The 13,421-nt window shown below is 71.2% G+C and carries 13 protein-coding genes; 3 read left to right on the top strand and 10 right to left on the bottom strand.

Features of this window, described 5'->3' with window-relative positions:
- Window positions 1–19: 19 nt before the first annotated feature.
- Genes ACTWJ8_RS10020 through ACTWJ8_RS09995 form a run of 6 tightly spaced genes read right to left on the bottom strand, consistent with a single transcriptional unit; the run spans window position 20 to window position 5,265 of the window.
- Window positions 20–769: an SDR family oxidoreductase gene (locus tag ACTWJ8_RS10020; protein WP_356387510.1), complete on the bottom strand. Its 750-nt coding sequence runs from the start codon at window positions 767–769 to the stop codon at window positions 20–22.
- Window positions 762–1,283, bottom strand: a complete 522-nt coding sequence (locus tag ACTWJ8_RS10015; protein ID WP_356387508.1) for a cupin domain-containing protein — start codon at window positions 1,281–1,283, stop codon at window positions 762–764. Before ACTWJ8_RS10015 ends, ACTWJ8_RS10020 begins: the two co-directional genes overlap by 8 nt.
- A gap of 17 nt (window positions 1,284–1,300) precedes the next feature.
- Window positions 1,301–2,065 (bottom strand): alpha/beta fold hydrolase, encoded by a 765-nt coding sequence (locus ACTWJ8_RS10010; protein WP_443263618.1) that lies wholly within the window; start codon window positions 2,063–2,065, stop codon window positions 1,301–1,303.
- Window positions 2,062–2,856, bottom strand: coding sequence for an aspartate dehydrogenase domain-containing protein (locus ACTWJ8_RS10005; protein ID WP_443263617.1), 795 nt, complete (start codon window positions 2,854–2,856; stop codon window positions 2,062–2,064). The genes ACTWJ8_RS10010 and ACTWJ8_RS10005 overlap by 4 nt, the downstream gene beginning before the upstream one ends.
- Entirely contained in the window at window positions 2,853–3,758 is a 906-nt protein-coding gene (locus ACTWJ8_RS10000; RefSeq protein WP_356387501.1) for a VOC family protein, read from the bottom strand. Before ACTWJ8_RS10000 ends, ACTWJ8_RS10005 begins: the two co-directional genes overlap by 4 nt.
- A 22-nt stretch (window positions 3,759–3,780) precedes the next feature.
- The gene (locus ACTWJ8_RS09995) at window positions 3,781–5,265 is read right to left on the bottom strand and encodes an aldehyde dehydrogenase (RefSeq protein ID WP_443263616.1); all 1,485 of its coding nucleotides are present in this window, start codon (window positions 5,263–5,265) and stop codon (window positions 3,781–3,783) included.
- 243 nt (window positions 5,266–5,508) lie between these two features.
- Between ACTWJ8_RS09995 and ACTWJ8_RS09990 the strand changes: the two genes are divergently transcribed.
- From ACTWJ8_RS09990 to ACTWJ8_RS09980, 3 genes are all read left to right on the top strand, one after another.
- Window positions 5,509–6,873: an MFS transporter gene (locus ACTWJ8_RS09990; RefSeq protein ID WP_443263615.1), complete on the top strand. Its 1,365-nt coding sequence runs from the start codon at window positions 5,509–5,511 to the stop codon at window positions 6,871–6,873.
- A gap of 168 nt (window positions 6,874–7,041) precedes the next feature.
- The gene (locus ACTWJ8_RS09985; protein WP_443263614.1) at window positions 7,042–7,572 is read left to right on the top strand and encodes an SRPBCC family protein; all 531 of its coding nucleotides are present in this window, start codon (window positions 7,042–7,044) and stop codon (window positions 7,570–7,572) included.
- Between the two features lie 59 nt (window positions 7,573–7,631).
- Window positions 7,632–8,153 (top strand): MarR family winged helix-turn-helix transcriptional regulator, encoded by a 522-nt coding sequence (locus ACTWJ8_RS09980; protein ID WP_356387489.1) that lies wholly within the window; start codon window positions 7,632–7,634, stop codon window positions 8,151–8,153.
- Window positions 8,154–8,234: 81 nt separating this feature from the next.
- Here the strand turns inward: ACTWJ8_RS09980 and ACTWJ8_RS09975 are convergent, their stop codons facing one another.
- The 4 genes from ACTWJ8_RS09975 to ACTWJ8_RS09960 all read right to left on the bottom strand — a co-directional run bounded on the left by ACTWJ8_RS09975 (window position 8,235) and on the right by ACTWJ8_RS09960 (window position 13,395).
- Window positions 8,235–9,851: a glycerol-3-phosphate dehydrogenase/oxidase gene (locus tag ACTWJ8_RS09975; protein WP_356387486.1), complete on the bottom strand. Its 1,617-nt coding sequence runs from the start codon at window positions 9,849–9,851 to the stop codon at window positions 8,235–8,237.
- A gap of 9 nt (window positions 9,852–9,860) precedes the next feature.
- Window positions 9,861–11,408: a glycerol kinase GlpK gene (gene glpK / locus ACTWJ8_RS09970; RefSeq protein ID WP_356387483.1), complete on the bottom strand. Its 1,548-nt coding sequence runs from the start codon at window positions 11,406–11,408 to the stop codon at window positions 9,861–9,863.
- Window positions 11,409–11,454: 46 nt separating this feature from the next.
- A complete protein-coding gene (locus tag ACTWJ8_RS09965) occupies window positions 11,455–12,249 on the bottom strand; it encodes an MIP/aquaporin family protein (protein WP_443263613.1) in 795 nt (264 codons plus the stop codon).
- Between the two features lie 363 nt (window positions 12,250–12,612).
- Window positions 12,613–13,395, bottom strand: a complete 783-nt coding sequence (locus ACTWJ8_RS09960; protein WP_443263612.1) for an IclR family transcriptional regulator — start codon at window positions 13,393–13,395, stop codon at window positions 12,613–12,615.
- Window positions 13,396–13,421 lie beyond the last annotated feature (26 nt).

The raw sequence follows: 13,421 nt of genomic DNA, 5'->3' as shown, positions 1-13,421 counted from the left end.
CTCCAGTAAGGCAGTTGGGTCAGTTCATGGTGAATCCGCCGTTGACGGCGATCACCTGTCCGGTCAGATAGCGGGACTCCTCCGAGAGGAGGAAGGAGGCGAGCCCGGTGAGGTCGTCGGGCTGCTGCGGCCGGGAGATCGCCCGGTTCGCGGCGTACAGGCCGTGCCGCTCCTCGGGGACCGACTCGGTCGCCTCGCACTCGGTGAGGCCCGGCGCCAGCGCGTTCACGGTGATGCCGCGTTCGCCCAGCTCCCGCGCCATGGCCCGGGTGAGGGCGATGACCGCGCCCTTCGACGTGATGTAGTGGGCGAGCCGCGGGGATCCGTAGAGGGCCGCGTCGGACGCGATGTTGACGATGCGTCCCGTGGGGCCGAACAGCGGGTGCAGCGCCTTGGACACCAGCCAGGGGCCGCGCGCGTTCACCGTCATCAGGCGGTCCCAGGTCTCGATGTCGATGTCCTGGAACTCCTTGCCGCCGACGCCGTTGGCGAGGGCCGCGTTGTTGACGAGCCCGTAGAGGCCGCCCAACTCCCTTACGAACACGGCGAGTTCCTCGACCGACGCCGGGTCCGCCACGTCGCAGCGGGCGAAGTGCGCGTCGTGTCCTTCGGCCCGCAGTTCCTCCGCCGCGCGGGCGCCGCGCTCGGGGTCGAGCTCGGCGACGACGACCCGGAAGCCGTCCTCGCCGGCCCGGCGGGCCATGGCCAGTCCCAGGCCACGGCCCGCCCCGGTCACGACGACCGTGCGCGCGTCACGCGCTTCAGTCACGGGTGACGCCGTGCATCGGCGAGTACTCGGGGTACGAGGGCACCTGCGGCTTCTGCGTGCCGATGACGACGCAGAACAGGGCGTCGGTGTCGCCCTCGTTCTTCAGCGAGCGGGTCACACCGGCGGGCACCACGATCATGTCGCGGTAGCCGAGGGTGCGGTACTCGACCTCGTCAGGGCCGCGGTGGATGCCGACACGGACCTGGCCCTCCAGGACGAAGAAGGCCTCTTCCACGTCGTGGTGGGTGTGGGCCGGGCCCTCGGCGCCGGGCGGCAGCAGCATGTTGGAGAAGGTGAAGCCGCCGGACGGGAGGATGCGGCTGTCGCCCTCGTGGTTGCCGGTGGCGCCGGAGCCGACGTAGCGGATCTGGCCGCGGCGGTACTGCGGGCCCGCCTTCTCCTGGAAGGAGAGCGTGTCGAAGTCCGCGACGCGGGACTCCTTCGTGGCGATCAGCGAGTCGGTGTACTTGCCGAGGTCGCCGCCGTTGTCGTACTCGGTGGTGGTCAGAGGCATGGTGTTCCGTCCTTCGGTCAGGCGGTGGCGATGTGCAGGTGGGACAGGACCCAGGCGTTGAACCGCTCGGGCTGTTCCTGGTTGGCCAGGTGACCGGCGTCCTTGACGATCACGTAGGCGGTCTTGTGCAGGCCCCCGGCGATGACCTGGGAGGCCTCGACGCCGGTGACCTTGTCGCGGTCGCCGCAGATCACGAGGGTGGGAGCGGTGACGGCGGACAGTTCGGGGCGCAGGTCGGCGCTCGCCATGGCCTCGGCGGCGTACCCGTAGCCGGGCAGGCGCACGGAGGTGGCCATGGTGTCGACGACCCGCTCGACGAGCTCGGCGGGCGCCAGCTCGGAGACGAGGCGGGGGCCGCGCTTCTCGGCGAACGCGCGGGGCCCGGCCTCCGCCAGGTCCGCGGCGCGGGCCCGCATGCCGTCGGCCTTCGCCGGGTCGGTGCCGGAGCCGACGCTGGAGTCCGCGACGATCAGCGAGTCGACGAGGTCGGGGTGCCGGGTCGCGAGCCGCAGCGCGACGACGCCGCCCCACGAGACGCCGAGGACGTGCGCGGACGGGCCGTACGAGCGAATCACGTCGGCCGCGGCGTCCGCGAACCCGTCGAGGTCCAACGGCCCTTCCGGGTCGGCCGACTTGGCGTAGCCGGGCGCGTCCCAGGCGACGACGCGGGCGTGCGGCGCGAGCCCTTCGAGCTGCGGGGCGAACGCGGCCGACGAGGACCCGATGCCGTGCAGGCACAGCAGCAGGGGGCCTTCGGTGCCGGCTTCTTCCAGGTGGATCACAGGATCTGCCCCGAGCGGCCGGCCAGCGCGGCGAGCGAGCGCAGCACCGCGTACGGCACGACCTGGCTGGTCGCCGGATTCTCCGGGTCGGGGCGGTGCGCGACCTCGAAGCGGTACGCGCCGTGCTCCCCGGAGGCCTCGATGACGTGCCGGGTGCGCGCGGCCCCCGGATCGGCGACGACCTCGACCCGCACAGCGTCCAGGTCGCCGACGGCGAGGGCCACGGAGGCGGCCACGTTCGTCGACTTGGGGAACTTCACCGGCACGTCGCGCGCCGTGCCGGACATCACCGTGACGGGACCGGTCGCCGCGCGCATGCGGCCCAGCAACTCCTCGTCCATCCACGGCTGTTCCAGGGTGGACGGCAGCTTCGTGGTGGTGAGCCGGACGTCCTCGATCGGCCCCAGGGTCCGCACGGCCTGGAGCAGATCGAGGCCGCCGACCGCGCCGCCCGTGAAGAACACCCGGCCGGGACCGGCGGCGAGCAGCTTCTTGGCCAGCTCGTCGTCGGTGAGGGCCCCGGTGGATGCCACGAGCAGATCGGTGCCGGAGGTGAGGACGCGCTCGCCCCACTCCCGTACGACGCCCTGGCCCGCCGCCTCGACGATCAGGTCGCAGCGGTCGATGGCCTCCTCGAAGGTGACCTGCGCCGCGGGCGCCGCCTCGCCGAGCGGCCGGTTGTCGACGACACACGTCAACTCGGCGCCCTGGATGTCTCCCTGGGCGAGGGCGGTGCCGACGACGCGGCCGATGGCGCCCCAGCCGACGAGTCCGACCTTCAGCGTGCTCATACCTGAATCCCTTCCGGCGAACCGGCCATGTGACAGCGGATCTCCTTCGACGGCGGCCCCGCCGTGCCCCAGAGGTCGGACAGCTCGGGAACCCGCCGCCACACCTTGGCGATCCACTGGTCCTCGACGATCTGCGCGACCTCGGACGTGTACTCGCACACGAGCCCCGTCGGGTCGGTGAAGTAGGAGAAGGTGTTGTTGCCGGGGCCGTGCCGCCCGGGGCCCCACTTCGGGACGATCCCGTGGTGCCGCAGCCGGCCGAGCCCACGCATGAAGTGGTCGACCGAACTCATCTCGTACGCCACGTGGTTGAGGGACACCCACTCGGCCTGGTTGAACGCGATGCAGTGGTGGTCGGCGTTGCAGCGCAGGAACGCCATCTGGTGCTCGGACCAGTCGGAGACCCGCAGGCCGAGGACGTCGCAGTAGAAGGCGACGGCGGCGTCGATGTCCGGGGTGTTGAGGACGGCGTGCGTGACACCGACCGGCACGGCCGCGTCCCGGCCGCGCGGGGCCACCGCCCACGTCTCGGCGGACAGCTCGACGAGCCGGCCCTCGTGGTCGTGGAAGCGCAGGCCGTAGCCGCCGCCGACCTGGTCGAGCGGGCCAGGACCCGCGACGGGCACGATGCCGCGGGCCTCCAGGCGGCGGGCCGCCTCGTCGATCTCGGCGGGCGTGGTCACGGCGAACACGAGGCGGCCGAGGCCGGTGCGCTCGGAGCGGGTGAGCTGGAGGGCGTGGTGCTGCTCGCCGGTGCCGCGCAGCCAGCTCGCGCTGTGCTCGGACTCGACGACCTCCAGGCCCCACGCCTCCTCGTAGAAGTCGGTGGCCTCGGCGAACGAGGGGGTGAGCAGCTCGACGGAGCGCAGCGCGCGCAGCCGGGCGATCGGGGGGTGGGACATGAGAACTCCGTTGCGGGGGTGGTCAGTTGGCCCAGGGGAGCGGGGCTTCGGACGTGCCCCAGTACAGGGACTTCTGGCGTTGGTAGGCGCGGATGGCGTCACGTCCCTTCTCCGTGCCGAGGCCGCTGTCCTTCATCCCGCTGAACGGGGTGGACGCGCTGAACTGCTTGTACGTGTTGATCCAGACGGTGCCCGCGTCGATCCGGCGGGCCAGGTTCCAGGCGGCGCGGTGGTCGCGGGTCCAGATCCCGCAGGCCAGGCCGTACACGGAGTCGTTGGCCTGCGCGACCAGGTCGTCCTCGTCGTCGTAGGGGAGGACCACGAGGACCGGGCCGAAGATCTCCTCCTGGCAGGTGCGGGAGTCGTTCGCGAGGCCCGCGAGGACGGTCGGCAGGTAGTACGCGCCGTTCTCGTACGCGGGGCCCTCGGGGGCGGCGCCGCCGCACAGCACGTCGGCGCCCTCGGAGCGGGCGAGGTCGACGTAGGCGGCGACGGAGTCGCGGTGCTTGTGGTGCACCAGCGGGCCGACCTGGGTGTCGGGCGCGGTGCCGGGGCCGACCCTCAGCTTGCGGACACGGGCGACGAGTTCGCCGACGAACGAGTCGTACAGCGACGCGTGCACGAAGAGCCGCGAACCCGCGATGCAGGACTGGCCGCTGGAGGAGAAGATGCCGAACATCACGCCCGCCAGGGCCTGTTCGACGTCGGCGTCCTCGCGCACGATCGTCGGCGACTTGCCGCCGAGTTCGAGGGAGGCGGGGATCAGCTTGCGGGCCGCGATCTCCGCGATGTTCCGGCCCGTCTCCGTGCCGCCCGTGAAGCCGATCCGGCCGACGAGCGGGTGCTTGACGACGGCGTCCCCGACCACCCGTCCGCTGCCCGGGAGGACCGACAACAGGGCGGTGGGCAGGCCGAATTCGGTGAGGGCGCGGGTGATGATCCGGCCCAGCCTCAGGGAGACCAGCGGGGTCCAGGCGGCGGGCTTGAGCAGCACCGCGTTCCCCGCGGCGAGCGCGGGCGCGATCTTCTGCGCGTCGCTGGCGACCGGCGAGTTCCACGGGTTGATCGCGCCGACCACGCCGATCGGCTCGTGCACGCTCATCGTGACGTACGGGCCGCGGGACGGGGTGATCGGATCCTCGGCGGTCTCCAGGGCGGCGCCCATGTACCGGAAGGTGCCGGCCGCGCTGAGCGCCAGGGCCTTCGTCTCGGTGAGGGTCTTGCCGGTGTCGGCGGTCTGCGTCGCCGCGAGCTCGTCGGCGGACTCCTCGGTCAGCTCGGCGATCCGGTACAGGAGCCGGGCCCGCTCGTGGGGGAGGAGGCCGCGCCAGGCCGGGTCGGCCGCCGCTTCGGCCGCTGCCCGCGCCGCCTCGTCGACCTCTTCCGCCGAGGCGGTGCCGACGGTGGCGATCACCTCTCCGGTGGCGGGGTCGACGGTGTCGAGGGGAGCGCCGGCGCCGTGCCGCCACTGGCCCGCGACAAGGATCTCGGTGGGGTGGTGGGACACGGCATGACCTCCGGCGAACGGGAGTTGACTTGCTGAAGCACTAGAAAGCTAAGCGCTTAAATGTTTCTCCGCAAGACCCTTCCGTCGGGGTCTTCGTCCTTCGTCTCGTCTTCAGATCTCTAAGTGGCTAACCATTGACCGCTTAGGAGTTGCCTTCTACTGTCGCCGGAACTCCTCTTGCTCGTCCCCGGTACAACACCCCGCTCGTCCCCCAGCTCACGTGTTCGCGGAAGGACCCCTCCCATGACGACTGTGGCCGGAAAACAGGGCCTCGGCTCGATCGCGGCCAGGCTCGAACGGCTGCCGCACTCCCGCTGGCACGTGAAGGTGCGCTTCCTCATCGGCGCCGTGACCTTCTTCGAGGCCTTCGACCAGCTGCTCGCCGCCTCCGCCCTGCCCGTCCTCATCAAGGACTGGCACCTCACCACGGGCCAGGCGACCTTCGCGGTCACCACGGGATCCGTCGGCATGCTGCTCGGCGCCCTGATCGCCGGGTGGCTCGGCGACCGGATCGGCCGGGTGCGCACCGTGGCGCTCGGCGTCGCGATCACCGGCCTCGGCAGCCTCGCGGTGGCCCTCGCGAACGGGATCGAGCTGTTCTCGCTCTTCCGCTTCGTCCAGGGCCTCGGCATCGGCGGCGTCGTCCCGGTCGCGGCCACGTACATCAACGAGATCTCCCGCTCCGACAAGCGCGGTCGCTTCGTGCTGCTCTACGAGATGATCTTCCCGGCCGGTCTCGCCGCCGCCAGCCTCGTCGCCGTGTGGGTCGTGCCGAACCTCGGCTGGCGCGCCATGTTCGTGCTCGGCGCGCTGCCGGTCCTGATCGCCGTGGCGCTGCCGAAGTACGTCGCCGAGTCGCCGCGCTGGCTGCTGTCGCAGGGCCGGGTCGAGGAGGCCGAGCGGGCCATCGCGCGGATCGAGGCCGAGGTCGAGCGGGCCGTCGGCGAACCGCTCCCCGCGCCCGGCGGCACGCCCGACGCGAAGCTGTCCAGGGGCCGCCTGCGCGACCTGTTCACCGGCCGCTACCTGCGCCGCACCGCCGTCCTCTCGGCCCTCTGGTTCGTCGCGTACTACGTCAACTACGGCATCGCGAGCTGGCTGCCGTCGCTCTACACGAAGAACTTCGGCCTCGACCTGACGACGTCGCTCGCCTACACGATGCTCGGCAACGTCACGGGCCTCCTCGGCACCTTCGTCGTCGCGATGCTCATCGACCGGATCGGCCGGCGGCCCGCCCTGGTCGCGGGGCTCGGCGGCGCGGCCGTCGCGCTCGGCGTGCTGGCGCTCGCGGGCGTCACCTCGGGCCTCCAGGTCGCCCTGTTCGCGTCCTGCACCACGTTCTTCGTCTACGCGATCAACGCGAGCCTCTACCTGTACTCGCCGGAGCTGTACCCGACGGCGAACCGGGCCACCGGCGCGGCCTTCGGCGGCCTGTGGAACCGCCTCGGCGTGATCCTCGGCCCGATCGTGGTCGGCGCGATCCTCGGCTCCGGCGGCGGGCTCGGCCTGGTCTTCGCCCAGCTCGCGGGCATGGCCGTGATCGGCGCGGTGATCGCCCTGTTCGCGGTGGAGACCAAGGGGAAGACGCTGGAGGAGCTCAACGCGTGACGGCCCCGTGGGGTTGTCGCGGCGCCGGGCCCGGTGGGGTCCGGCGTCGTCGTCGTACCAGGGGCTACGCGCCGGGCGGCGGGTCCGCGAGCGCGTCGCCGAGCGTCCCCAACAGGGCCCGCAGCTCCCGCCGCTCCTGGGGGCGCAGCCCGCCGAGCAGCTCCCCGTGTGGCCCCCTGCATGCCGGGCGCGGTCCTCGACACCCTTGAAGGCGACCGCTTCACCGGCCGCGTGAAGGTCAAGGTCGGCGCGGTGCAGATGAGTTACCGCGGCGAGGGCACGGTGACCCGCGACGAGGCGGCCCGCAGCATGCGGCTCGACCTCAGCGGCAGCGAGATCCGCGGCGCGGGCACGGCCTCCGCGACCGTCACCGCCGAACTCCTCGCCGACCCGGCGGGCACCCGCGTCCGCGTCCGCACCGACCTCGACATCACGGGCCGCCCCGCCCAGTTCGGGCGCGGCATCATGACGGAGGTGGGCGACCGGATCGTCGGCCAGTTCGCCGGCCGCCTGGCGGAGTTGTTGTCCACGCCGCCGTCGGAGGCCGCGGCCCCCGCGGAGCCGGAGGCCGTCGACCTCGGGGCCGTCGCCCTGCCCGTACTCCTGAGGAAGGCCGCGGTTCCGGCCGCCGCCGCGCTCGCCGTGGTGATACTGGTGGGAGTGATCGGCAGGCGCCGACGCGGATCATTTGAGGGGTAGAATTTTCAGGGGCGTACGATTTCGCGTCCGCCCGCGGGAAAGCGCACGAGGGGACGGGGATGGCCGAGCGGAAGGCGAAGCGGCAGGACGCCGTGACACAGATCGTGGCGGACTGGGCGCGCGAGCGGCCCGAGCTCGACACGGGACCGCTGGAGGTGCTGGCCCGCCTGCACCGCTCGTTCCTGCGCTACAACACCAAGCTCAACGCGTCGATCGAGCGGCACGGCCTGTCCGTCGCCGGTTTCGACGTGCTGACCGCGCTGCGCCGCGCGGGCAAGCCGTACCGGCTCACCGCCGGGCAGCTCGCCGACTCGGGGCTCGTGTCGTCGGCCGGTGTCACGTTGCGGATGGACCGTCTGGAGAAGGACGGCCTGATCGTCCGCGAGCGCGACGCCGACGACCGGCGCGTCGTCTACTCCCGCCTCACCGACCTCGGCCTCGCCACGGTCGACGAGGTCTTCACCGACCACCTCGCCAACGAGGAGCGCATGCTCGCCGGCATCACCCCTTCGGAGCGCCGCCAACTGGCGCGGCTGCTCAACAAGTTGGAGTGCTCCATCCTGGACGCGGACGACGAATGACGGCGGCCGCGTGACGGCGGTCGACACGTGAAAGGGGCGGCTCCCCCCGCGGGAGCCGCCCCTTTCACGCGTTCACAGGGCCTACTTCTTGTCGAGCAGGTCCTGCACCTTGGACCGCACGTCGTCCGTGTCGAGGCCGCGGATCGTCAGCGTCGTCCGGCGGCGCAGCACGTCGTCCTGCGTCTCGGCCCACTCGTTGTCGCGGGCGTACACGACCTGCGCCCAGATCTCCGGCGCGTCCGGGTGCACCCGCTCGGCCAGCTCCGGGTTCTCGTTCGCCAGCCGCGCGATGTCGAAGGACAGCGAGCCGTAGTGCGTCGCCAGGTGCTTCGCCGTGTCGGCGGCCATCCGCGGGCCGGGCGCCGGGCTGTCCACCAGGAGCCGGTGCGCGACGGCACGCGGGTTGGCGATGCCCGGCAGCGGCAGCTTGCTCGGCAGCGAGCTGATCGGCTCGTAGTCGTCACCGAGCGGGTGGCCCGGCAGCGACTCCAGCTTCTTCATGACCGTGCGGCCGATGTGCCGGAACGTCGTCCACTTGCCGCCGGAGACCGACAGCATGCCGCCCTTGCCCTCGGTGACGACCGTCTCGCGCTTGGCCTTCGACGTGTCGCCCGGACCGCCGGGCAGCACCCGGAGACCGGCGAACGAGTACGTCATCAGGTCCCGCTTGAGCTGCTGGTCGCGCACCGAGAACGCGGCCTCGTCCAGGATCTGGTCGATGTCCTTCTCGGTGACCGAGACGTCGGCCGGATCGCCCTCGTACTCCTCGTCGGTGGTGCCGAGGAGCAGCATGTCCTCCCAGGGGAGGGCGAACGTGATGCGGTACTTGTCGATGGGGGTCGCCAGCGCGGCCTTCCACGGCGAGGTCCGCTTCATGACCAGGTGCGCGCCCTTGGACAGGCGGATGGACGGAGCCGAGTTCGGGTCCTCCATCTTGCGCAGGTGGTCGACCCACGGTCCGGTCGCGTTCAGCACCAGCCGGGCGTTGACCCCGAACTCGTCACCGCTCGTACGGTCCTTGAGCTCGGCGCCCGTGACCCGGCCGTTGGTGAAGCGAAGGCCGGTGACCTCGGAGTGGTTGAGGACGACGGCGCCCGCGTCGACCGCCGCGCGCACGGTCATCAGGGCCATCCGCGCGTCGTTCATCTGGTCGTCGCCGTACACGGCCACGGCCTTGAGGTTGTCCGTACGCAGCTCGGGCACGTCCTGCTGCGCCTTGGCGGGGGACAGCAGGTGCCCCACGCCGTCGCCGAACGCGGACAGCGCCGAGTACGCGAACACGCCCGCGCCCAGCTTGGCCGCGCCGTGCGGGCCGCCCTTGTAGACGGGCAGGTAGAAGGTCAGGGGGTTGGCGAGGTGCGGGGCCACGTTGCGGGACACCGCGCGCCGCTCGAAGTGGTTCTCCGCGACCAGCTTCACCGCACCGGTCTGGAGGTAGCGCAGACCGCCGTGGAGCAGCTTCGATGACGCCGAGGAGGTGGCGCCGGCGAAGTCGCCGGCGTCGACCAGGGCCACCCTGAGACCGGACTGCGCCGCGTGCCAGGCAGTGGAGATGCCCAGGATGCCGCCGCCGATGACCAGGAGGTCGTACGTCGCCTTGGAAAGCTGCTCGCGGGTCTCGGCGCGGCTCGGGTTGGAACCGGCGACCGGGTGCGTTCCGAGGGCAGGCACGGTCTGCAGGGTGGACTGGGTACTCATGGTGGGGTGTTACTCCTCGACAGAGCTGTCTTCGAGCCAGCCCATGGACCGCTGCACGGCCTTGAGCCAGTTCTTGTACTCACGGTCGCGGGTGTCCGCGTCCATGCGGGGGGTCCACTCGGCGGCCCGGCGCCAGTTGGCGCGCAGCTCGTCGGTGTTGGACCAGAAGCCGACGGCGAGGCCGGCGGCGTAGGCGGCGCCGAGGCAGGTCGTCTCGGCGACCATCGGGCGCACCACGGGCGCGTCCAGGAAGTCCGAGAGGGTCTGCATCAGCAGGTTGTTGGAGGTCATGCCGCCGTCGACCTTGAGCGCGGTCAGCTCGACGCCGGAGTCCTTCGTCATGGCGTCGGTGATCTCGCGGGTCTGCCAGGCGGTGGCCTCGAGTACGGCGCGCGCGAGGTGCGCCTTGGTGACGTAGCGGGTCAGGCCCGCGATGACACCGCGCGCGTCGGAGCGCCAGTAGGGGGCGAACAGGCCGGAGAAGGCGGGCACGAAGTACGCGCCGCCGTTGTCCTCGACGCTGGAGGCCAGCGTCTCGATCTCGGCGGCCGACTTGATCAGGCCCATCTGGTCGCGCATCCACTGCACCAGGGAGCCCGTGACGGCGATCGAGCCCTCGAGTGCGTAGACCGGCTTCTGGTCGCCGATCTGGTAGCCGACCGTGGTCAGCAGGCCCGAGTACGAGTTGATGGCCTTGTCGGCGGTGTTCATCAGCATGAACGTGCCGGTGCCGTACGTGGACTTGGCCTCGCCCTCGGCGAAACAGGTCTGGCCGAACAGGGCGGCCTGCTGGTCGCCGAGCGCGGAGGCGACCGGGATGCCGCCGATGAGGTCGCCCAGCTTGCCGCCGGTGACCTCGCCGTAGACCTCGGCGGAGGAGTGGATCTCCGGCAGCATCGACATCGGGACGCCGATGGAGGAGCAGATCCGCTCGTCCCACTGCATCTCGTGCAGGTTCATCAGGAGGGTGCGGGAGGCGTTGGTGACGTCGGTGTAGTGCTTGCCGCCGTTGACACCGCCCGTCAGGTTCCAGATGACCCAGGTGTCCATCGTGCCGAACAGGATCTCGCCGCGCTCGGCGCGCTCGCGCAGGCCCTCGACGTTGTCGAGCAGCCAGCGGGCCTTGGGACCGGCGAAGTACGAGGCCAGCGGGAGGCCGGTCTCGCGGCGGAAGCGGTCCTGGCCGACGTTGCGGCCCAGCTCCTTGCAGAGCGCGTCGGTGCGGGTGTCCTGCCAGACGATGGCGTTGTGGACGGGCTCACCGGTGTTCTTGTCCCAGAGCAGCGTCGTCTCGCGCTGGTTGGTGATGCCGATGGCCTTGATGTCGTCGCGGGTGATGCCGGCCTTGGTGATGGCACCGGCGACGACCTCCTGGACGTTGGCCCAGATCTCGTTCGCGTCGTGCTCGACCCAGCCCGGCTTCGGGAAGATCTGCTCGTGCTCCTTCTGGTCGACGGAGACGATCCGGCCGTCCTTGTCGAACACGATGCAGCGGCTGGACGTGGTGCCCTGGTCGATCGCCGCGATGAAGGGGCCTGTGGTGTGTGCGTCGGTCACGGTGTGCTCCTCGTGGTGCGTGGGTGGTCTCGGTCTGCGGCGTCGCTCAGAACAGCTTGTAGATCAGTCCGGCGAGGGCGCCGCCGATGAGCGGGCCGACCACCGGGATCCAGGCGTACGACCAGTCCGAGCCGCCCTTGTTCGGCAGCGGGAGCAGTGCGTGGACGATGCGCGGGCCGAGGTCACGGACCGGGTTGATGGCGTACCCCGTCGGGCCACCGAGGGAGAGACCGATGCCGACCACGACGAGCGCGGTGATCAGGGCGCCGAGGACACCGAGGCCGTTGCCCTCGTTGTTGAGGCCCTGGGTGAGGATCGCCAGGACCAGCACGACCGTGGCGATGATCTCCGTGAGGAGGTTCTGCCAGGCGATCCGGATCTCCGGTCCCGTGGAGAAGATGCCGAGCACGGGGCCCGCCTCGGGCGCGGCCTTGGGGTCGACGAGACCCTCGTCGCCGTCGGTGCCGTTGTGCGCGGCCAGCACCTCACGGTCGGTGAGGTGGGCCTGGAACTGCCCGTAGTAGGCGAGCCAGACCAGCGCCGCGCCGATCATGGCGCCGAAGAGCTGGGAGACCAGGTAGAGCGGTACGTCGCTCCACTTCGTGCCGCCCTCGATGGCGAGGCCGACGGTGACGGCGGGGTTGAGGTGGGCGCCGGAGACGCCGCTGGCCAGGTAGGCGCCGGTGAGAACCGCGAAGCCCCAGCCGAACGCGATGGCGACCCAGCCGGCCTCGAATGCCTTCGAGCGCTTGAAAGTGACGGCGGCGCACACGCCACCGCCCAGCAGAACCAATATGGCGGTACCGATGGTCTCGCCGAGGAAGATGTCGTGGCTGGACACCCGCGACTCCTTTGTCCTTCGTCCAGGGGAAAACCCGAGTAACGAACCTCCCGGGTCCCTTTCCGGTGGTCCGAGCCCTCAGGCGAGGGTCGGGTCCGGTCTGGCCTGTTCACACTCTAACGCGTATTGCCGGTAGGTGTTCGACAATGCCGACCGATGGACGCGAGTCTCGCTCCGGGGTTCCCGGCTCGTCAAGGGATCTCTTGTCGAATGCGCGATCGTTATTGATCGCCTTGAGTTGTCGGCCTGCGGCGGTGGGCGGCAGCGCCGTGGGGCGTCCAACGATGGTCGCCCGGAATGGTGTGGTCTGCACCTTGAGTCACCTGAGGCGGTGACCAGAGGGCGCGCGGCGACCCTGCGGGCTCAGAAGCGGGAGGCGCCCAGGTCCCGCGACACGGCGCGGGCACAGTCGCGTACGGCGGCGATCAGCTCGGGGCGCAGCGCGGTCGGGGTCCCGTCATCGGCGTCCCGGCACACGCGCTCCACGGCGCCCGTGATGCCCACGGCGCCCACCGGCATCCGGTGCCGGTCGTGGATCGGGGCCGCGACCGAGGCCACGCCCTCCCACGTCTCCTCGATGTCGGCGGCGTACCCGCGCGCCCGGGTGAGGTCGAGGACGCCCTCCAGGTCCACCGGATCGCACACCGTACGGGCCGTGAAGTCCTTGCGCTCGGCCTCCAGGACCTCGCTGTGCGCCACCGGGTCGTACGCGGAGAGCACCTTGCCGAGGGCCGTGGAGTGCAGCGGCTGCATCGCGCCGACCTCCAGGACCTGCCGGCTGTCGTCGGGCCGGAACACGTGGTGCACGATCAGCACGCCCTGCTGGTGCAGTACGCCCAGGTAGACCGCCTCGCCGCTGGAGCGGGCCAGGTCGTCCGTCCACACCAGCGCGCGCGCCCGCAGCTCGTGGACGTCCAGATAGCTGTTGCCGAGGCGCAGCAGCTCCGCGCCCAGCTGGTAGCGGCCCGAGGTGGAGTCCTGCTCCACGAAGCCCTCGGCCTGCAGCGTGCGCAGGATGCCGTGGGCCGTGCCCTTGGCGAGGCCGAGCGCCGCCGCGATGTCGGAGAGGCCGAGCCGCCGCTCGCCGCCCGCGAGCAACCGGAGCATGGCCGCGGCCCTTTCGAGCGACTGGATGTTGCGTGCCATCGCAGTCCCTTCCTCCCTCGGTTCTT

Source organism: Streptomyces sp. SDT5-1 (assembly GCF_052245995.1).
GTDB lineage: Bacteria > Actinomycetota > Actinomycetes > Streptomycetales > Streptomycetaceae > Streptomyces.
Note: the sequence above shows the minus strand (reverse complement) of the source record. Positions and strands in the feature narration are given on the sequence as shown.

Bases quoted from the DNA above. Each gene is read 5' to 3' on its own strand.
- ACTWJ8_RS10015 (WP_356387508.1), bottom strand. From the start codon at position 1,283: ATGCCTCTGACCACCACCGAGTACGACAACGGCGGCGACCTCGGCAAG.
- ACTWJ8_RS10005 (WP_443263617.1), bottom strand. From the start codon at position 2,856: ATGAGCACGCTGAAGGTCGGACTCGTCGGCTGGGGCGCCATCGGCCGC.
- ACTWJ8_RS10000 (WP_356387501.1), bottom strand. From the start codon at position 3,758: ATGTCCCACCCCCCGATCGCCCGGCTGCGCGCGCTGCGCTCCGTCGAG.
- ACTWJ8_RS09990 (WP_443263615.1), top strand. From the start codon at position 5,509: ATGACGACTGTGGCCGGAAAACAGGGCCTCGGCTCGATCGCGGCCAGG.
- ACTWJ8_RS09980 (WP_356387489.1), top strand. From the start codon at position 7,632: ATGGCCGAGCGGAAGGCGAAGCGGCAGGACGCCGTGACACAGATCGTG.
- ACTWJ8_RS09975 (WP_356387486.1), bottom strand. From the start codon at position 9,851: ATGAGTACCCAGTCCACCCTGCAGACCGTGCCTGCCCTCGGAACGCAC.
- ACTWJ8_RS09960 (WP_443263612.1), bottom strand. From the start codon at position 13,395: ATGGCACGCAACATCCAGTCGCTCGAAAGGGCCGCGGCCATGCTCCGG.